Origin of the sequence: Bacteroides sp. 14(A) (assembly GCF_000526555.1) — a bacterium.
Lineage (GTDB): Bacteria > Bacteroidota > Bacteroidia > Bacteroidales > Bacteroidaceae > Bacteroides > Bacteroides cellulosilyticus.
On the sequence record NZ_JAGH01000004.1, the window covers coordinates 792894 to 809051 of the forward strand.

The following is a 16158-nucleotide window of genomic DNA, read 5'->3' on the forward strand; positions in this document are numbered from 1 at the left end:
GGCGAAGTGGTAGCGTAATGCAATTCTGCGATGATATGAGCGGATGCGTGCAACGTGGTTAAATATATAAATGCGCGGAGCTTTACGCGCCATTTGATAGAACAAAAGCTTAGTGAAAGCTATCAATATACCTCCCTTCCCGTCAAATTCGGGCGTGTTGAAATGCTAAATACGTATTGTTACGTTGAAGGGAGCTAAACTTATTAATCTTTTAAATATTATAGAATTATGATTGGAAAGAAAGTTATTATTAGAGCTGATAGAAGCGGCGTATTTTTCGGAACATTGAAAGAAAAGAATGGCAGTGAAGTTACATTAACAAACTGCCGCAGATTGTGGTGCTGGTACGGAGCCGCATCCATTTCCCAGCTCGCGGTCGAAGGGACAAAAAGCCCAAGCGAATGCAAGTTCACTCTGGTAGTTCCTACCATCACGATACTTGGAGTAATTGAGATTATCCCTTGTACGGAAGAGGCGGTCAAATCCATTGAGGAGGTGTCGGTATGGAAGAACAGATAAAGCTATTTCTTAGCTCTGGCTCTGGCTCTGGCTCTGGCTCTGGCGATGGCTCTGGCTATGGCGATGGCTCTGGCGATGGCTCTGGCTATGGCGATGGCTCTGGCTCTGGCTCTGGCTCTGGCGATGGCTCTGGCTCTGGCTCTGGCTCTGGCGATGGCTCTGGCGATGGCTCTGGCTCTGGCTCTGGCTCTGGCGATGGCTCTGGCTATGGCTCTGGCTATGGCTCTGGCTATGGCGATGGCTCTGGCTATGGCTCTGGCTCTGGTATTAATATGTTTAATGGTGATAAAGTCTACATAATAGATGAAACGCCGACCATTATTAAAAGTATCCGAGACAACATAGCCAAAGGATATATTCTCAATGGAGACTTTACCTTAACTCCGACATTTATTGTCAAGGATAATGGCAAATTTGCACATGGAGAGACATTACATGAGGCATTCTTTGCACTCCAAGAAAAACTGTATGATAATTCAACCGAGGAAGAGAGATTAGAAGCTTTTAGAGCACATTTTCCTGACTTTGCGAAGAAGATATCTGCTAAAGAATTATTTCATTGGCATCATGTTTTGACTGGTTCATGTAAGCAAGGAAGACTATCATTCTGTACCAATAAGGGTATAGATATTGACAAAGATGCATATACCATACATGAGTTTATAGAATTAACTCAAGATTCGTATGGCGGTCATATAATCAGGAAGCTGAAGTAATTATGCAATTATCCCGTGGCTTACCTATCCTTAGTGTAAGTAGTAAGGCAATCATCGGAACGCTCACGGGAACTATCCCGCAGAAAAGGTTAGTGCTAATACTGTACTAAAAGCCATGAGAGAAACGAAGTGCGCACCGTTTTACTTTACCCTTGTACAGGCGGTTATTTTTTAAATCTGAATAGATATGATAGAAATATTAGAATTTATTTTCCAAGACTTTTGGCATTGGTTGGGTACATTAATACTTGTAGCTGCCATTCCTGTTCCATTTGGGGAAATAAGAACCTTGTTACGGATTGGGAGAAACAAGGGAAAAAGTAAAACGGAAGTTTAATTTAATACAGAACAGAATAATACCTTATGGTGTACAGGTAACCGTGTAATAAAATGAGTGCAAATAATAATTCAACAGGTGGTATTGGCTTCTGCGGATTGCTAACGATAGTATTTATAGTACTAAAACTAATGCATTATATTGATTGGTCTTGGTGGTGGGTATTATCTCCTCTTTTGATTCCAATCGCAATAGTATTAATCATTGTTTTTTTCATTGTGATATTGAGAGTGTTTTTTGCTTTAAAGGTAAAACGTACAGTAAAGGAATCGGGATTTGCTGCAAGAATTAAAAAAATGGAAAGAATGAGGGAGAATATGCAACGTAGTAAATTCAAAGACAATTGGAAATCATGAAAAAAGGAGCATTGGTAAAGTATAAAGCTCCCGGTTGGGGAAATAAGATCGGGAAGATATATAGCGTTAACGGTGACAGAGTAATGGTGCAGTTTGGAAAGCATGATTTTGTAGAGTTGTATTCAAATGATTTAATCGTAATGACAATGCTATGAAAGTGATTATGTTTATTCTCTCACTATTCGTCTTTTTATGCTCAATAGTGATGTTGTACGGAGCAGTTGTTAATGATAGTCCTATGTATGCTACAGGGATTATTATTATGCTTATCATTTGTGGAGTATCATTTATAATGGCCCGAATATCTTATAAAGAGTTGGGGCATTAATTGCAATAAAAAATCCTTTGAAATGTAGTTATTTTTACTGTGTTGTGTGCGGTCTGTGAAGATAGTACACTTTTTTATTAGGAGAAGTGGCGGAATCAGTAGACGCACCACTCGATAATAGGACTGCCAACCTTAGATGTGGCGAGCTTGGCAACTCGTCCCAGTGCAAATCTGGGCTTCTCCACGAATTATTAATTTAAAATTTATTATTATGCCAATTATTAAAAAGAACGACGTTACTCCTGAACGTCCGGTCATCATTGTATTGTATGGTACTCCAGGAACAGGCAAGACATCCCTTGCCACAACAGCGGAAAATCCGTTATTGATAGATACGGATAGAGGTTATGATAGAGCGGTACAACGTTGTGATACCCTCACTGCTAACAAATGGGAAGATATAACGGCAGAGTATGAAACAATGAAGTCTTACAAGACTATTATCTGCGACACAGCCAAGGCATGTTTAGATGACTATCTGATGAACTTTGCCATAAAGAACAATTATAAGTTGGCAAATAATGCTTTAAAGCGATTTGGGCAAATGGCAGAGGATTTCAAGTCATTTGTTAACCAACTTCGTTCTAATGGTTCTGACATAATCTTTATCTGCCATGATAAAGAAACAGTGGAAGGTGATATTGTCAAGCACTCTCCTGATTGTACAGGACAGAGTAAGGATCTGCTTCTTCGCATTGCTGACCAAGTAGGATATATATCAAAAGTCAATGGAAAACGTACTGTTTCATTTGAGCCTACCGATACCTTTATTGGTAAGAATGTCGCCCAGCTTCAGATGATGGAAATTCCCGAATCCACTAGTGCAGATTTCTCAAATTGTATGGCAGGAATTATTTCTACTGTGAAGTCCGCGATACAGAACAAATCGGAGGAACAGAAGAAAGCCAATGAGATGCTTGCTATGCTTAGAGAGAATCTAGCGGCAGCTATGACCGATGAAGATATAGCCGCACTCATCGAAGGTATGAAAGAACTTCCAGTAGTATTGCAATATCCGTTCTTTCAAGAAATGAAATCCAACCTTGCATCCAAGGGCTATAAATACGAAAATAAAAAGTTCGTCAAGGAATGAGACCGTTAATTCGCGTGACTACTATTGAAGCATTCCGAAAGTATATGGAGCAAAGCGAATACGCTAACTTCGAGATAACTGAGCAATCGGTTATTGATAGCATAACGGGTGTATTTGAGGGAAATGCCTATACTCGCATTGGGACGGCTTTTCATAAAATTGTAGAAGAAGGTACACCGCAATGCGAAAAGATAGAAGCAGGCGAGCGTACCTTCCTCTATTATGGCAAAGAACAGAAAGAACCTATACCTTGTGGACGTATTTTTGACATTGAAGGAAACAAAGTAATATTAGACGTACCGCAATGCAAGGTGGCACTTGCGTACCACAATGAACACCCGGATGCGTTTCACGAAATAAGGCTCTACAAGGACTTTGGGGATGCAGTTATAACAGGGTGCGCCGACATGATAGATGGTGTGGAGATTAGGGATATAAAGACCAAATATTCTTATCCATCCGATGCTGACTATATAAATTCTTGCCAATGGCGGTTTTATCTACAGCTATTCAATGCGGATGTATTTCACTTTGACTTATTCATCTTTGAAGGATACGACAAAGATAAGCACGGATATGATGTAAGAGGACTCCCACTGAAACGATATGAGCCTTCTATCACATGTTATCGTTATGATGGTATGGAGCAAGATAATATGAATCTGCTACACTCTTTTTTAGAGTGGGCAGAATATAGAAACTTAACCAAGTATTTATTAAAAGAAAAAATAGAAGAATAATATGGCGAATCAAATAACTGGGCGGATAATTGAAATCGGTCAGACCGTCCAAATCCCATCCAAAAACGGGGGAACACCATTTACTAAACGGGAATTTATTTTAGATGCTACCACTTATGATCCTTATACTGGTGAGCGTAGTGAGTATGAGAACATTATTCCTTTAGAGTTCTCGGGTGATAAATGTGCAGAACTTGATCGTTATAAAAATGATGATGTTGTTACTGTATCATTCGTGTTACAGGGGCGTTCATGGACAAATCTAGATGGAGAACTAAAACGTATGGCGTCTATTCGATGTTACAAAATAGAAGCGCGTGGAGGTGTATCTCAATCCCCTCAGAGTGTACCAGTACAACAGCCGGTACCACAGCCGACTTATCAGCAACCGCAGAACTTTCCGCCTCCTGTTGATGCGAATGGTAATACCAAAGACGATCTCCCCTTCTGATGAAATACGATGGTTCCAATCCTTTCCATGCCCAGCAGGCAAGAGCGAAGCTGGAGAAACTGATAAAGGAAAAGAAGATATTTGAACTGACCGAGAAGAAGCCGCAAAGGTCATTGAGTCAGAACAGGTATCTTCATATATGCCTTGCTTATTTCGGTTGCCAAATCGGTGAAACGATGGAGTATGTAAAGCGAAACTATTATAAGATTTTGTGCAACAAAGACACTTTCATCCGTGAGAGAGAAGATAAGTTCCTTGGCAAAATAAAGTACCTGCGGAGTTCGGCGGACCTTGACAGTGCGGAGATGAGCCTTACAATCGAAAGGTTTCGGAATTTCTCAAGTGCCCAAGGTATATATATTCCTTCTCCAGAAGAAGAGCGTCTGATTCAGATGATGGAGATTGAGATTGAACATAACAAACCTTATATTTAAAAAATGAAACTTACTCTAACAAAACAAGAAGTGCTTCTCCTGCAAAAACTACTTTATTCATACAAGGAATGTCTTCCCGATGGAACGACGGAGAAGCATGGACGTTTTGTCGGGAAGCTGAACAAGAAAATTAAAAGACAAATTATTAATCAATTAAATTATGATAGAAACAAGAAAAACAGAAATCCGGTATGTGACATCTGACCCGAAGAAGATGCTTAACATGTACCTTGCAAAACGTGTCCTCAAAACATGGGAGGAATCTTTCATTGATGAAGATACCGGTGAAACAGTCAACATAGAACGGCATGAAGTCCTCTTTGAGCGTGGCACGCTGATAGACCAAGACTTATTAGCAAAAATCCGTTTCAGTATGGAAGCTGATGGTATCAAGGAAGTGGAAGTTAGCAACCAGAATCGTTTGGCGTTCGAGAATGAGAATAAGTTTTTATATCCATACATCGCACAAGCACAGATAAGCGACAAGAAGTATAAGTTCTTGTTGTATGCCACTGGGCTGGAGAATGCTTGCCTTATTTTGAAAGACTACATCGAACTCAATTACCAGTTCGGGTTCACCCTGACGATGGCAAAGGAATTCGATTCCTGCGTGATTCTTACCGACAATCTGAAAGAACGTAAGGTCGATGATGTGGCTGTCGCTTACCTCAAAGACGAAATAACAATGGAAGAATACGTTGACAAGATGGACGATGAGACTGAAGATAGTAACGAAGAATCTAAGCCGAATGAAAAGAAATTCTACCAGATTGAGACGAAAATCACCTTCACAGACGGGGAGAATGAAGACGAAAGGGTTCAGACTTTTGTCGTGAACACCTTCAACGTTGATAGGGCGATGATGCTTATCACTCACTACCTCAAAAATAAAGAGGAGGAATGCGAGAAGCAAGCCAAAGAAAAGGGGCATGAGTTCAATAAAAGAGAAATTCACACGGCTATTGAATCAGCCAAACCGATTCCAGTTGGGCGGTTTATTTCGAAAGAGTTTTCTATGGCTTATTTGGATTGAGTTATTCCTATACAGACGTAGTGAATATTCTGTATAGGAGCAATCTTGTATCAATGAACGCACCACTTTCGGAAATTTGAGATCGTTATGGGAGCGACCGATATATGAAAGAAAGTAGTAGATTGAGAGAGTATGGTAGAAACCCATATAAGTCCAAAGGGTATCAATCGAGGTGGATTACCACAAAATCATGTGGAAGTTGACTGTGTTACATGGCGGTTCATGATGTTGACAGCTCGGAAAGACGGGCAAACATGGCGGAGGTATTCTCAGTGGTAAAGAGAGCCTAAAGAAAGCGTACGAAGTGCTTTAGGTATTACAAGTTGTAATTGCTTGGGTTCGACTCCCAAACTGCCGCACAAACTTGTGTTGGAAAGGGAACATGAAAGTATTCAGTTGCAAATGGATATTTCTGTAATGCGCATACAGATAGTGTTCCCGATGGAATAATGTGAGCCACACATAAATGGCATGGGTTAGTGAATAATGGTTTCGCCCCGGAGAATACGCTTCGGGGCTTTTAATTCAAGAATTATGGAAAAGAAATTTACCGTTGTTGAAATCGTGGAAAATCTTATTGGTAAGATTAATCCTGTTGGTGAAACGAATGAAGACGAAATTCGTTTTGAAAACCTCAAATTGATGTGCGATTTGACAAATAGTCTGATCTCAAAAATAGATAATGTGTCTTATGAGAATAAAGACAGGCAAGAACATTCGATAAAAAGAGCCGCTGAGTATGCAGAAAGGTTTTTAACAGAACAGATAGGAATACAATAATATGCCATACTACATAAAAAGAACTAAGTCCAAGAAGAAAGACAAGCCTTTGCCCTTGTTTGATAAGGCAGGGGTGATAATAAAGAAGAAGCCGGATTTAAAAGCTAAACTCGACAAAGAGTTTTCCCTTTTTATCCGGCTTCGTGATTGTATGCCAAACGGATATTTCCGCTGTATCTCATGCGGGCAGATAAAGCCTTTCGAGCAGGCAGACTGTGGGCACTATTTCAGTCGTACACATTTGGCCACACGTTTCGATGAGAATAATTGCCATGCTGAATGCCGACACTGCAACAGATTCAAAGCGGACCATTTGGAAGGGTATCGGGTGAATCTGATAACTAAAATCGGACAACAGAAATTTGATTTACTAAAAGTGAAAGCTGCCGGTACTTCTAAGATGTCTGATTTCGAGTATGGGCAGCTAATCAAGTATTACAAGGCACTTAATAAGAAGTTACGAAAGGAGAAAGGATTATGAGTTATGTTTTGCGAGATTATCAACAGAAAGCCTCTAATGCAGCCGTTTCTTTCTTCAACAACAAAGCCAAGAAAACGAATGCTATCATGGTCTTGCCTACGGGTTCGGGAAAGAGCCTTATCATAGCGGATATAGCTGCAAGGCTTGACGGACATACCTTAGTGTTCCAGCCGAGTAAAGAAATTTTGGAGCAAAATTTCAAGAAACTGTGCTCATATGGTATTCTTGATTGTAGCATCTATTCGGCTTCTTTCAACTCAAAGGAGATAAGCCGTATCACATTCGCCACCATAGGTAGCGTGAAGAATCATCCCGAATTATTTACCCACTTTAAAAACATAATTGTGGATGAGTGCCATTTGGTAAACCCTAAAGAGGGAATGTACAAGGATTTCTTTGAAGCTGTAAAATGCAAGGTTCTTGGATTAACGGCCACACCTTACCGGCTTTCATCCAGCCGTGACTTCGGTTCTATGTTGAAGTTTATCACCCGTACAAAGCCCCATGTCTTTTCAGAGGTCATTTACCATGTACAGGTATCAACTCTTTTAGATATGGGATATTTGGCGAGGTTGAATTACTACCCTATGAATCCTTCAGGGTGGAACGAACTCAACCTGAAAGTGAACACCACCGGCGCCGACTACACAGATCGGTCCGTCCAGCGAGAATATGAACGGATAGACTTTTACGGTTATCTCGTTCATATCGTTCAAAGGCTGATGAATCCCAAAGCTGGAGGAAAACGAAAAGGCATTTTGGTATTTACTCGATTCTTGAAAGAGGCTGAACGATTAACGATGTCAATACCTGGTTGCGCTATTGTATCCGGTGAAACTCCAAAAGTCACGCGTGAAATGATTCTCAAGCATTTCAAGACAGGTGAAATACCTGTTGTTGCTAATGTCGGAGTGTTGACTACTGGTTTTGACTATCCTGAACTTGATACAGTAGTAATGGCACGCCCTACGATGTCACTTGCTATGTGGTATCAAATTGTAGGTCGGGCTATCCGCCCGCATCCTTCCAAGGAATGTGGCTGGATTGTTGACCTTTGTGGTAACATCAAACGTTTCGGAGAGGTGTCGGACTTACGGTTATTTGATAGTGGCAATGGTAAATGGGCTGTTTTCTCCAAGGACAGGCAATTAACTAACATAAGATTTTAATATGGTATTAAAGAGGAATAAACATGGCACGAATAAGAACAATTAAACCGGAATTCTGGGAAGATGAGAAGATTGGTAAATTACCAATCCCGTGCCGCCTCTTCTTTATTGGTTGTTGGAACTTTGCCGATGATTTCGGAGTTATCAAAGGTAATGCTGCATTACTCAAATCTCAAATATTTCCTTACGATGAAAACTTACGAGTATCTGAAATAAAAAAGTGGATAGATTCCTTAGTGGATGCCCGGATGTTAGTACCTATTATTCATGCAGAAGAAAGCTACTACTTTATCCGCACATTCCGTAGTCATCAAGTCCTTGATAAGAGATACGATAAGTCTTATATCGGTAAGGGTATAGTAAAAGAATTGATTAGTAAGGCTTTAAATGATAACGATGTGAACACTACGTCAACACCACGTGATAACGATGTGAACACGATGGAGGAAAAGGAAGAGGAAAAGGAAGATAAGAAAGAATCTCCTAACGGAGATAAGAAAGAAGCTGTGGCTTCTTCACCCGCTTATTCAAATCCTGATTTTCTAAAATTCAATGATTGGTTGGAACGTAAAGCCCCTTTTTGTAGTAACCCTAAAAATTTCTCTTCTCAAATTACAGAAGCTGAGTTCCTAAAACTCAAAGAGAAATATACCGGTAAGCAGATAGCGGATATCATTGAGCAGATAGAGAATCGAAAAGATTTACGTAAACGATATACTAACCTTTACAGGACGGTATTAAACTGGGCAAAAAAGGAATATGGAAGTTAATGTACAGCTACGTGATGAAGATGCTGAAAAAATAGTTCTAGGCACTATAATTCTTCAACGCAATGCTTTTGAAGAAGTGAGAGAGTTACTATCGGAAGAATCTTTCTACAATCCTTTCCATCAGGAGATATACAAGGCTATTCTTCAAGTGGTATCATCTGGAAACAGGCCTGATATGATAACGGTCAAGGGAAAGCTTGTCGCCAATGGTGTGAAGTTTGAACTGGTGGAGTATATGAAGATTGCTTCTAACAGTACTTTTGACTTGTATCAGTATGCAGCTAGGCTTCATGACTTGGCCATCAGGCGTAAGTTCTATGTAATAGGGCAATATCTAGTCTCAAACTCTTATTCGGAATCAGAAGATATTCTTGATGTGACTAATTCGGTCAGTAATGAACTGGCGTCTCTGTTTAAATCAAGTAGCACTACGGTATCAACCATTAATGATGGGCTAGAGAATGTTTACAGCATGATAAATGAGAATCTCTCAGGAGCTAAAGCTATCACTGGAACTCCTACAGGTTTTGAAAAGATTGATAGCAAATCAGGTGGTTTACAGAGATCGGATTTGATAATTATTGCCGGTGAGACTTCGCAGGGCAAGACCTCTTTAGCTGTTTCTATCATGAGGAATGCAGCAGATTTTGGTGCCAAAATTGCCATGTATTCTATGGAGATGAAAAAAGAACAAATAACAGCTCGTATTCTTTCTATGGAGAGTGGTGTTTCTGCCAATCAGATCATGTACTCACGCTTGACAGATTCGCAATTACAGGCAGTTGACAAAGGTATTGGCAAGATATCAGGTAAGGGTATCTACTTTGATGATCGAAGTACTTCCAATATTGATACTATCATTTCGTCTATTCGCTATATGAAGTTGAAATATGGCATTGATGGTGCTATAGTTGACTACTTACAGATTCTCAATGTGAACATGAAGGGAGCCAATAAGGAACAGCAGATGGGAGACGTTGCAAGGCGTTTGAAGAATCTTGCAAAAGAACTTGATATTTGGATTATAGCCCTTTCTCAATTGAATAGGGACACCATGAATCCGGTTCCTACACTTGCCCGCCTTCGTGATAGTGGACAAATAGCAGAAGCTGCTGATGTAGTCATTCTCATTTATCGTCCCGAAGTAACTAAGAAATCCTATCCAAGCGATTTCTCAAACGTGGAAACGAAAGGAACGGCTATGATAGATATTGCTAAAGGACGAAACATTGGACTTCTACGGTTTATCTGTGGGTTCAATGCTGCTACAACATGCTTTTATAATCTTGACTCTGTTCCTCTGTCGGGGTGTCAACATGCCGACATAGAGGATGAAAATCCATTTTAAACAATGAAAGTTACTATTTACTGGGATACCAAACATCTTGATCCCAAAGACGTCCCCCGAATTATAAAGAAAATCAGAGACAGGTTTAACATTCCCGATTACACCACAGTAAACGGAGAAACTCCCTGTAACATCAAAGATGAGGATATGGAGCTTCTCAGGGAGTGCGCTAAGCGTGGATTTCTTCAGATCAGAAATAAATAGTTCTAAAAAGTACAATATGAAAACAATATCAATAGATGTGGATGCGACAAGCGTTCAGATAGAGACAAGTATGGCTGGAAATGGATATGTCAGAGTAACAGCAGAAGTCGATGAAAGAGATTCTACTAAATTACTGGATTCCATATCCAAAGACGATATTTCAGATTATATGCGTGAGAATGGTTATATCTGTGAAATTGAATAATTTAAATAAAAGATAATAATGAGTGAAACAAAAATCATATTAGATGCTTATTCCGGCTTGTGCCGTCGGAGCGCCCCACAGAAGAGACAGGGTGTGGTTTGTTGCCCACCGTACAGACACAAGGCTTGAAGATGTGCGACGAACAAGGGAAGACGGCATTTTATCCGCTGGAAATGTTGCCGACACCGACTTCAATAGATGCCGGGACCGGAAGAATGAACAAGAGCAATTCACCCAATGCAAAGGAACGTCCAACGCTTGCTTTAGCAGCGAAGATGGGATTATTACCAACACCAACAGCAAGAAGCTACAAGAACGGATCAAAGTTAGAAGACGGAAGAACCAAGAGAAAGCAGAAACAAGGGTGGACGATGGAGTTGAACGATTTGGCAACATGCGGTATGCTCCCCACTTCAACAACGAGAGATTACAAGTCTTCAATGTCTCCCAACGGGATGATGCGGAAAAACGGAAAATTGAGGAACGATGCCTTGAGCAATATTCCAGTGATGTTAGGGGAGCATTGCACCCAACGCCCTGGGACGACTTCCCAACTCAATCCCCTGTTTGTCGAGGAAATGATGGGCTTCCCTTTAATGTGGACGACCTTACCATTCCTTTCACAAAGTGGAGACAAGAATCAGTCAAAGGATATGGAAACGCCATAGTGCCACAGGTGATTCTTGAGATATTTAAGGCGATAGAAGAAATTGAACATTTAGAGTAAAACAATAAAGAAAGGAATTAAATATGGGAAAGAATATCAAAGGTTTTGCTGGTTCTACCATCTTCAATCAAAAGACAATTAATCAAATGAACGGCATAAATAAAAACAATAAAGGGAAAGCATCCCCAATTTATATACCAACTAAAAAACGAAAGTAATGGAAGTTAAATTTAAAATTGGAGAAAGAGTAAAAATAGCCAATCATCCGGATAAATCTAAAATTGGTAAAGAGGTTGAGATAATTAACCTTCATCATTCTAATTTCAATCCGCAAAAGGGATATGTGGATGAATGGTTATACAATGTATGGGATGGTACGAAGTCTTTAGGGTGGGCACCTGAGTGCGACTTGGTAGCTAATAAACCTTCATAACTAATAAGGAAATGAAGCTAAAAGACATAGTAAGCCAATTGGCTAATCGAATAAACCAACCTCATGTAATTGAAGTTTATCTTCGACAAATTTATGCGAAAGGTTTTGTGGAGGGAACCAAGCAATCCCCGTGGATAAACGTAGAAGAGCAGTTACCAGAGGAAAATACAGGTGTCTTTTTTACTGTAGAATGGAAAGATTCTCATAAAGGCTACTTTACTGGATTATATTATGGAAATGGTCAATGGGAATCGGATCATCGAATATTCTTGCCAAACTCTCCTTTGGCTCGTATTACTCATTGGATGCCAATACCTAAGTTTAACTAATCAAAATTGATCAAAAATGACTGAAATGATTTTTCCGCAGGAGAATAGAGATTTAAAACTTACCTGCAAGCTAAATATTGATATGTTTGCTAACTCTGTTCGCTATTCATTTAAGTTGATGCAGAGAGCGAAGGGAAAACGAAAATGGCAAGATATAAGAGGGTATGAACGTCTATATCGTGCAAACACAGATATGGATGATATTTTAAGATACCTTTCAAGAAGCCAAGTGATGGAATTGGCTGAATTAGAGTATAAAAAGTATGCTCCAGCAGAATGTTTGTTTAACGAATAAGAAACAGATATGAGCAAAGAAAGATTACAAGAAATAGCAAAGGAATTGGCAAATAATGCCAATATGCCGTACTGCTGGGAAGATGTCTACAATCGTTTGATTGGCGGTTATCCTCTTCCGTTTAAAGTAGAAGTCAAATAGCGTAAAACTAACAAGTAATGAGTAAACTTAAACTAATAATTAGGTGGATATTACTCCCTTTATGGTTAGCAATATTCATTGTTTATCTACCTATATGGTATTTACAAATGAGTTGGTACTATTTTAGCTTTCAGGATTATTGGGAAGGATATCTTGTACTTTGGGATAGGGTAATGATAATTTTAAGATTAAAAACGATATGAGCAATGAGTGAAAAGAAACATATCCTCGATTGGTATATTAAGAATACGCCATCTGACGAGAAGGAATACGATAAAGGCTGTTTATTCGCTTTCTCTACAATAGCTATTGTTTTCATTACATTAGTAATTTTAATTCTAAAAACAATATAAAGAAACATTATGAGAGCAATAAAATTTAGAGGAAAATCAATAGAGGGTAAACAATTGGGAGAATGGATTCATGGGGCTTATCTCCCAGACTTTGATGGATATACTCACCGTACATTAATTGTTGATTGTATTACTGGATTTTCAGAAGAAGTTAATCCTATAACTATAGGGCAGTTTACCGGACTTCTTGATAAAAACGGTAAAGAGATTTATGAAGGTGATATACTGCAAAATACGCCAAAAGAAGTACGATACAAAGTCTATTGGAGTACAAACATTCACTCCTGGTCCTTAGAACACACTAATAATGGGAGCAAAAAACCACTGTGTTGTTTAGATGATAAATTTGAAGTGATTGGTTCAATCTACAATAACCCCGAATTAATTAACAAATAATCAAATAAGAAAGAAAGGAAATCAAAATGAAAAGCAAAAAGGCTAAGATGTTTTTAGAAACATGGCAGACCAAATTAAGGGGTGTTCCTGTAAATTCTCACGATGACGCCATGAAAGCCGTTGAAATGGCAGAGGAAGAGATGAAGCAGAAAGCTATTGAAGCGTTCCGCCATTTTGTCGAAGATTATTGTAACGAATCGGGAAGAAAGGATATTGCAGCAGAATCGGAGCACTATCTGAAGATATTCAATGAATTAATTAATGCTAATCAATAATGAATATAGTAAGAACTGAGCAAGAAATTTATGAAGTATTGGATGAATGTCTAAATTGTGAGAACACCAGCACATCCATATACCCTGGAATGAGTTACGAACAAGGTGTTAAGGCAGCTATTGAGTGGATTATCGGCGATACTAACGAACATCCAATTAACGAATAACTAAGTAGATATGAGAAAAACTTTAAGTATAGGGGACAAAATAATTTCTAAAAGAACTGGGAAAATACTTGAATGCTATCATGTCATGCCAGTTTTTATCGGAAATGTGATAAGTAGCTATGAATATAGCTTCTTTGATCAAGAAAAGAAACTCAAAACTATCAAAGCCTCGATATTGGAACAAATGCTGGAAAAAGCATGGATTAAACAATGATTCAAATTAGAATAAACTTGAACCTAATGCTGTATAGGTAAAGCGTGATAAATTATGAAATACGGGATTTTGGATTTGTTAGACGAGTCTCTGAGTGAACTTTCAAACAGAGAACAGCGGAATTTACTCAAAGAATTGTCAAGTGAAATCGATTCACGACTTCAAGATGTTGGTGAAGAAAAGGATGATAAAGACGAATTTGAGGAAGAGTAGCAACATTGTCATACGGTGGTTGAACGTCCACCGTATGACTCAATACAAAACAAATATGAATGAATTAACGAATGAGCAAGAAGCCGAAAAACTTGCCAAAAAGATAAAACGGTGTTTGGATTCCATTCCCGATAAATTTACAGTAGTAATAACAAACTCCGCTATTCAAGTGTGCCGTAAAGATGAGTTTGAGAAATATTTTCAGAAAGAAGGAGATATCGATAACCCTCCGAGCATAGCCTACGAAACATTTAACAGAGGTAATGTTTGCGGATGCGATTCTCAACTTTAACGTATAATCCTAAAAAAAATAACGAAAAGATATGAGCTTATTTACAACAGAAGAGCTAAATATGTCTATTAATAAGGCAGTTGATGCAACGAAGACAGAGGCAATTAATATTCTTTCCTCTGTCTTAGAAAATTGGGTACATGGCGGTGATGCTGATTGTATCATTGCGGAGTTTGAAGAGAAATTAAATAACGAAATTAGGATATGAAGCATTATCACGAAGAAGAAATACCCATAGAGGAAGACTTTAACCCGTGGGATGAGAAAGAAAGAGCTGTCTAACTAACTACTAACAAGATATGAATAAAAATGTATCTAAATATGCTTCTGAGCATTGGAGCAATAGCGATTATAAGGTAAGAGCCGAAATAGCTCATCAAAAAAGTGTATGTGTAGCTACCTCTGTTGTAAGAAAGGCTGTACTGGAAACCTTTGAAAAGGCTTTCTGTCTTGGTGAGGAAGAGATGAAGCATAAAGCTACTGAAGCGTTCCGCCATTTTGTCGAAGATTATTGTAACGAATCGGGAAGAAAGGATATTGCGGCAGAATCGGAGCACTATCTGAAGGTATTCAATGAATTAATTAATGCTTAATGGAATGATTATGAAAATAGAGACTAAATTTAATATTGGTGACAAGGTCAAGTTCACTAAGGATGGAGACCTGTTAGAGGCAGAAGTAATTGCCGTAGAGACTTTAAACAAGTCGGACGTATCTTTTATAACTTATGTTGTTATAACTAAAGATGGAAGGTTCTTCCGAAGGTATGAATATGAATTGAACGATTTAACTTCATAACCTAAATAAGAAAATATGAATATAATACCTATTACAACAAAAGATAATCTTTCTAAAGAACAGATTGAATATCTACAAAAACAGCAAACTGAATATAAACTTATTAATAGAATTAAAAAGAATCCGGGACATACTTTATTCTCATTTAACCGAAAAACAGGAGAAATAAAGAAAGCCTCTGTTGTATATAAGGTTTCACTTGGATTAAATGGAAATCCTATAACCAAGTCAGAAACAGTTATAGAACCAGACTGTTATTATGAACAAGCTTTGAATGAAAAGAATTTTAGAAAAAGACTGAAAAGAATCGGGCTATTAAACCTTTAATAATTAATATGAAAAAATAAAGTTATGGACGAAAAATTTGTAACATTGGATATTTGATGGTCCTAACGATGGCGGACAATGGGATACCTACGAAGAAGCGTTAGAGGCTGGAATACAAGAGGCATTAAAATTATGTAATTAATAACTATCATGAAGAGAAGAATGAAAAGAAAAATGATGAAAAATCCGGGTAGGTATAAATTGCATCAGTATTTGAAATATGCTCATCAATGGTCAAGTACTATCGATTATAAGTGCCGTTTATACCTGATATTAGAGAGTGGTAAGATAATT

At 38.5% G+C, this 16158-nt stretch carries 33 protein-coding genes; all 33 read left to right on the forward strand.

Translation table 11 applies throughout. The features are described 5' to 3' along the window. Nucleotides 1-228: 228 nt before the first annotated feature. Nucleotides 229-519, forward strand: a complete 291-nt coding sequence (locus K429_RS0122225) for a hypothetical protein (RefSeq protein WP_029327694.1) — start codon at nt 229-231, stop codon at nt 517-519. Between the two features lie 45 nt (nt 520-564). Next, a complete protein-coding gene (locus tag K429_RS30720) occupies nt 565-819 on the forward strand; it encodes a hypothetical protein (RefSeq protein ID WP_029328093.1) in 255 nt (84 codons plus the stop codon). Further along, nucleotides 792-1235: a hypothetical protein gene (locus K429_RS0122235; protein WP_029328094.1), complete on the forward strand. Its 444-nt coding sequence runs from the start codon at nt 792-794 to the stop codon at nt 1233-1235. Before K429_RS30720 ends, K429_RS0122235 begins: the two co-directional genes overlap by 28 nt. 187 nt (nt 1236-1422) lie before the next feature. Further along, nucleotides 1423-1572, forward strand: coding sequence for a hypothetical protein (locus tag K429_RS30425; RefSeq protein WP_155923445.1), 150 nt, complete (start codon nt 1423-1425; stop codon nt 1570-1572). A gap of 53 nt (nt 1573-1625) precedes the next feature. Next, nucleotides 1626-1928, forward strand: a complete 303-nt coding sequence (locus tag K429_RS0122245; protein WP_029328095.1) for a hypothetical protein — start codon at nt 1626-1628, stop codon at nt 1926-1928. Next, nucleotides 1925-2083, forward strand: a complete 159-nt coding sequence (locus K429_RS30430; protein WP_155923453.1) for a hypothetical protein — start codon at nt 1925-1927, stop codon at nt 2081-2083. Before K429_RS0122245 ends, K429_RS30430 begins: the two co-directional genes overlap by 4 nt. Nucleotides 2084-2467: 384 nt before the next feature. Then, entirely contained in the window at nt 2468-3349 is an 882-nt protein-coding gene (locus tag K429_RS0122255) for an AAA family ATPase (RefSeq protein WP_029328096.1), read from the forward strand. After that, nucleotides 3346-4089, forward strand: coding sequence for a hypothetical protein (locus K429_RS0122260; protein WP_029328097.1), 744 nt, complete (start codon nt 3346-3348; stop codon nt 4087-4089). Before K429_RS0122255 ends, K429_RS0122260 begins: the two co-directional genes overlap by 4 nt. A 1-nt stretch (nt 4090) precedes the next feature. Next, nucleotides 4091-4540 carry a DUF3127 domain-containing protein gene (locus tag K429_RS0122265; protein WP_029328099.1) on the forward strand — a complete coding sequence of 150 codons (450 nt, stop codon included), beginning with the start codon at nt 4091-4093 and terminating at the stop codon, nt 4538-4540. Next, nucleotides 4540-4974, forward strand: coding sequence for a hypothetical protein (locus tag K429_RS0122270; RefSeq protein ID WP_029328100.1), 435 nt, complete (start codon nt 4540-4542; stop codon nt 4972-4974). The genes K429_RS0122265 and K429_RS0122270 overlap by 1 nt, the downstream gene beginning before the upstream one ends. A 160-nt stretch (nt 4975-5134) precedes the next feature. Next, nucleotides 5135-6007 (forward strand): hypothetical protein, encoded by an 873-nt coding sequence (locus tag K429_RS0122280; RefSeq protein ID WP_029328103.1) that lies wholly within the window; start codon nt 5135-5137, stop codon nt 6005-6007. Between the two features lie 534 nt (nt 6008-6541). Continuing rightward, complete coding sequence (locus K429_RS0122285; RefSeq protein ID WP_025726544.1) at nt 6542-6787, forward strand: hypothetical protein; 246 nt, start codon at nt 6542-6544, stop codon at nt 6785-6787. A gap of 1 nt (nt 6788) precedes the next feature. Beyond that, a complete protein-coding gene (locus tag K429_RS0122290) occupies nt 6789-7268 on the forward strand; it encodes a recombination protein NinG (RefSeq protein ID WP_025726545.1) in 480 nt (159 codons plus the stop codon). Beyond that, nucleotides 7265-8437 carry a DEAD/DEAH box helicase gene (locus K429_RS0122295; protein WP_029328104.1) on the forward strand — a complete coding sequence of 391 codons (1173 nt, stop codon included), beginning with the start codon at nt 7265-7267 and terminating at the stop codon, nt 8435-8437. The genes K429_RS0122290 and K429_RS0122295 overlap by 4 nt, the downstream gene beginning before the upstream one ends. A gap of 23 nt (nt 8438-8460) precedes the next feature. Next, nucleotides 8461-9207: a hypothetical protein gene (locus K429_RS0122300; RefSeq protein WP_029328105.1), complete on the forward strand. Its 747-nt coding sequence runs from the start codon at nt 8461-8463 to the stop codon at nt 9205-9207. Then, the gene (locus tag K429_RS0122305; RefSeq protein WP_029328106.1) at nt 9197-10555 is read left to right on the forward strand and encodes a DnaB-like helicase C-terminal domain-containing protein; all 1359 of its coding nucleotides are present in this window, start codon (nt 9197-9199) and stop codon (nt 10553-10555) included. The genes K429_RS0122300 and K429_RS0122305 overlap by 11 nt, the downstream gene beginning before the upstream one ends. Before the next feature lie 3 nt (nt 10556-10558). Further along, the gene (locus K429_RS31015) at nt 10559-10759 is read left to right on the forward strand and encodes a hypothetical protein (RefSeq protein ID WP_029328107.1); all 201 of its coding nucleotides are present in this window, start codon (nt 10559-10561) and stop codon (nt 10757-10759) included. Between the two features lie 16 nt (nt 10760-10775). Continuing rightward, the gene (locus tag K429_RS0122315) at nt 10776-10964 is read left to right on the forward strand and encodes a hypothetical protein (protein ID WP_029328108.1); all 189 of its coding nucleotides are present in this window, start codon (nt 10776-10778) and stop codon (nt 10962-10964) included. Nucleotides 10965-11023: 59 nt separating this feature from the next. Next, nucleotides 11024-11632 carry a hypothetical protein gene (locus tag K429_RS30435; RefSeq protein ID WP_155923454.1) on the forward strand — a complete coding sequence of 203 codons (609 nt, stop codon included), beginning with the start codon at nt 11024-11026 and terminating at the stop codon, nt 11630-11632. 82 nt (nt 11633-11714) lie between these two features. Then, entirely contained in the window at nt 11715-11849 is a 135-nt protein-coding gene (locus K429_RS31195) for a hypothetical protein (protein ID WP_255347658.1), read from the forward strand. After that, nucleotides 11849-12064 carry a hypothetical protein gene (locus K429_RS0122330; RefSeq protein WP_029328110.1) on the forward strand — a complete coding sequence of 72 codons (216 nt, stop codon included), beginning with the start codon at nt 11849-11851 and terminating at the stop codon, nt 12062-12064. The genes K429_RS31195 and K429_RS0122330 overlap by 1 nt, the downstream gene beginning before the upstream one ends. Nucleotides 12065-12075: 11 nt before the next feature. Continuing rightward, the gene (locus K429_RS0122335; protein WP_029328112.1) at nt 12076-12393 is read left to right on the forward strand and encodes a DUF551 domain-containing protein; all 318 of its coding nucleotides are present in this window, start codon (nt 12076-12078) and stop codon (nt 12391-12393) included. Between the two features lie 16 nt (nt 12394-12409). After that, nucleotides 12410-12688 (forward strand): hypothetical protein, encoded by a 279-nt coding sequence (locus K429_RS0122340; protein ID WP_029328113.1) that lies wholly within the window; start codon nt 12410-12412, stop codon nt 12686-12688. Between the two features lie 9 nt (nt 12689-12697). Next, nucleotides 12698-12829: a hypothetical protein gene (locus K429_RS31200; protein WP_005676561.1), complete on the forward strand. Its 132-nt coding sequence runs from the start codon at nt 12698-12700 to the stop codon at nt 12827-12829. 362 nt (nt 12830-13191) lie between these two features. Then, a complete protein-coding gene (locus tag K429_RS29535) occupies nt 13192-13578 on the forward strand; it encodes a YopX family protein (protein WP_029328117.1) in 387 nt (128 codons plus the stop codon). A gap of 26 nt (nt 13579-13604) precedes the next feature. Next, a complete protein-coding gene (locus K429_RS0122365) occupies nt 13605-13853 on the forward strand; it encodes a hypothetical protein (RefSeq protein ID WP_029328118.1) in 249 nt (82 codons plus the stop codon). After that, complete coding sequence (locus tag K429_RS30440) at nt 13853-14020, forward strand: hypothetical protein (RefSeq protein ID WP_155923455.1); 168 nt, start codon at nt 13853-13855, stop codon at nt 14018-14020. Before K429_RS0122365 ends, K429_RS30440 begins: the two co-directional genes overlap by 1 nt. Nucleotides 14021-14030: 10 nt before the next feature. Then, on the forward strand, nt 14031-14234 hold the full coding sequence (locus tag K429_RS0122375) for a hypothetical protein (protein ID WP_029328119.1): 204 nt from the start codon (nt 14031-14033) through the stop codon (nt 14232-14234). A gap of 54 nt (nt 14235-14288) precedes the next feature. After that, on the forward strand, nt 14289-14447 hold the full coding sequence (locus tag K429_RS30445; protein WP_155923456.1) for a hypothetical protein: 159 nt from the start codon (nt 14289-14291) through the stop codon (nt 14445-14447). Between the two features lie 55 nt (nt 14448-14502). Further along, nucleotides 14503-14739, forward strand: a complete 237-nt coding sequence (locus K429_RS0122385; protein WP_155923457.1) for a hypothetical protein — start codon at nt 14503-14505, stop codon at nt 14737-14739. Between the two features lie 31 nt (nt 14740-14770). Further along, nucleotides 14771-14947, forward strand: a complete 177-nt coding sequence (locus K429_RS30450) for a hypothetical protein (RefSeq protein WP_155923458.1) — start codon at nt 14771-14773, stop codon at nt 14945-14947. Between the two features lie 91 nt (nt 14948-15038). After that, the gene (locus K429_RS0122395) at nt 15039-15332 is read left to right on the forward strand and encodes a hypothetical protein (protein WP_029328121.1); all 294 of its coding nucleotides are present in this window, start codon (nt 15039-15041) and stop codon (nt 15330-15332) included. Nucleotides 15333-15552: 220 nt separating this feature from the next. Continuing rightward, nucleotides 15553-15864 (forward strand): hypothetical protein, encoded by a 312-nt coding sequence (locus tag K429_RS0122405; RefSeq protein WP_029328124.1) that lies wholly within the window; start codon nt 15553-15555, stop codon nt 15862-15864. Nucleotides 15865-16158 lie beyond the last annotated feature (294 nt).

Excerpts from the sequence above, each read along its gene's own strand:
- K429_RS0122385 (WP_155923457.1), top strand. The coding sequence starts at position 14,503 with ATGAATGAATTAACGAATGAGCAAGAAGCCGAAAAACTTGCCAAAAAG.
- K429_RS0122315 (WP_029328108.1), top strand. The coding sequence starts at position 10,776 with ATGAAAACAATATCAATAGATGTGGATGCGACAAGCGTTCAGATAGAG.
- K429_RS0122295 (WP_029328104.1), top strand. The coding sequence starts at position 7,265 with ATGAGTTATGTTTTGCGAGATTATCAACAGAAAGCCTCTAATGCAGCC.
- K429_RS0122255 (WP_029328096.1), top strand. The coding sequence starts at position 2,468 with ATGCCAATTATTAAAAAGAACGACGTTACTCCTGAACGTCCGGTCATC.
- K429_RS31195 (WP_255347658.1), top strand. The coding sequence starts at position 11,715 with ATGGGAAAGAATATCAAAGGTTTTGCTGGTTCTACCATCTTCAATCAA.
- K429_RS0122280 (WP_029328103.1), top strand. The coding sequence starts at position 5,135 with ATGATAGAAACAAGAAAAACAGAAATCCGGTATGTGACATCTGACCCG.
- K429_RS0122375 (WP_029328119.1), top strand. The coding sequence starts at position 14,031 with ATGAGAAAAACTTTAAGTATAGGGGACAAAATAATTTCTAAAAGAACT.
- K429_RS0122260 (WP_029328097.1), top strand. The coding sequence starts at position 3,346 with ATGAGACCGTTAATTCGCGTGACTACTATTGAAGCATTCCGAAAGTAT.
- K429_RS30450 (WP_155923458.1), top strand. The coding sequence starts at position 14,771 with ATGAGCTTATTTACAACAGAAGAGCTAAATATGTCTATTAATAAGGCA.
- K429_RS0122225 (WP_029327694.1), top strand. The coding sequence starts at position 229 with ATGATTGGAAAGAAAGTTATTATTAGAGCTGATAGAAGCGGCGTATTT.
- K429_RS30430 (WP_155923453.1), top strand. The coding sequence starts at position 1,925 with ATGAAAAAAGGAGCATTGGTAAAGTATAAAGCTCCCGGTTGGGGAAAT.
- K429_RS0122265 (WP_029328099.1), top strand. The coding sequence starts at position 4,091 with ATGGCGAATCAAATAACTGGGCGGATAATTGAAATCGGTCAGACCGTC.
- K429_RS29535 (WP_029328117.1), top strand. The coding sequence starts at position 13,192 with ATGAGAGCAATAAAATTTAGAGGAAAATCAATAGAGGGTAAACAATTG.
- K429_RS0122300 (WP_029328105.1), top strand. The coding sequence starts at position 8,461 with ATGGCACGAATAAGAACAATTAAACCGGAATTCTGGGAAGATGAGAAG.
- K429_RS30720 (WP_029328093.1), top strand. The coding sequence starts at position 565 with ATGGCTCTGGCTATGGCGATGGCTCTGGCGATGGCTCTGGCTATGGCG.
- K429_RS0122245 (WP_029328095.1), top strand. The coding sequence starts at position 1,626 with ATGAGTGCAAATAATAATTCAACAGGTGGTATTGGCTTCTGCGGATTG.
- K429_RS0122330 (WP_029328110.1), top strand. The coding sequence starts at position 11,849 with ATGGAAGTTAAATTTAAAATTGGAGAAAGAGTAAAAATAGCCAATCAT.
- K429_RS0122365 (WP_029328118.1), top strand. The coding sequence starts at position 13,605 with ATGAAAAGCAAAAAGGCTAAGATGTTTTTAGAAACATGGCAGACCAAA.
- K429_RS0122405 (WP_029328124.1), top strand. The coding sequence starts at position 15,553 with ATGAATATAATACCTATTACAACAAAAGATAATCTTTCTAAAGAACAG.
- K429_RS30440 (WP_155923455.1), top strand. The coding sequence starts at position 13,853 with ATGAATATAGTAAGAACTGAGCAAGAAATTTATGAAGTATTGGATGAA.
- K429_RS0122340 (WP_029328113.1), top strand. The coding sequence starts at position 12,410 with ATGACTGAAATGATTTTTCCGCAGGAGAATAGAGATTTAAAACTTACC.
- K429_RS30445 (WP_155923456.1), top strand. The coding sequence starts at position 14,289 with ATGAAATACGGGATTTTGGATTTGTTAGACGAGTCTCTGAGTGAACTT.
- K429_RS0122290 (WP_025726545.1), top strand. The coding sequence starts at position 6,789 with ATGCCATACTACATAAAAAGAACTAAGTCCAAGAAGAAAGACAAGCCT.
- K429_RS0122395 (WP_029328121.1), top strand. The coding sequence starts at position 15,039 with ATGAATAAAAATGTATCTAAATATGCTTCTGAGCATTGGAGCAATAGC.
- K429_RS0122270 (WP_029328100.1), top strand. The coding sequence starts at position 4,540 with ATGAAATACGATGGTTCCAATCCTTTCCATGCCCAGCAGGCAAGAGCG.
- K429_RS0122335 (WP_029328112.1), top strand. The coding sequence starts at position 12,076 with ATGAAGCTAAAAGACATAGTAAGCCAATTGGCTAATCGAATAAACCAA.
- K429_RS31015 (WP_029328107.1), top strand. The coding sequence starts at position 10,559 with ATGAAAGTTACTATTTACTGGGATACCAAACATCTTGATCCCAAAGAC.
- K429_RS0122285 (WP_025726544.1), top strand. The coding sequence starts at position 6,542 with ATGGAAAAGAAATTTACCGTTGTTGAAATCGTGGAAAATCTTATTGGT.
- K429_RS31200 (WP_005676561.1), top strand. The coding sequence starts at position 12,698 with ATGAGCAAAGAAAGATTACAAGAAATAGCAAAGGAATTGGCAAATAAT.
- K429_RS0122235 (WP_029328094.1), top strand. The coding sequence starts at position 792 with ATGTTTAATGGTGATAAAGTCTACATAATAGATGAAACGCCGACCATT.
- K429_RS30425 (WP_155923445.1), top strand. The coding sequence starts at position 1,423 with ATGATAGAAATATTAGAATTTATTTTCCAAGACTTTTGGCATTGGTTG.
- K429_RS0122305 (WP_029328106.1), top strand. The coding sequence starts at position 9,197 with ATGGAAGTTAATGTACAGCTACGTGATGAAGATGCTGAAAAAATAGTT.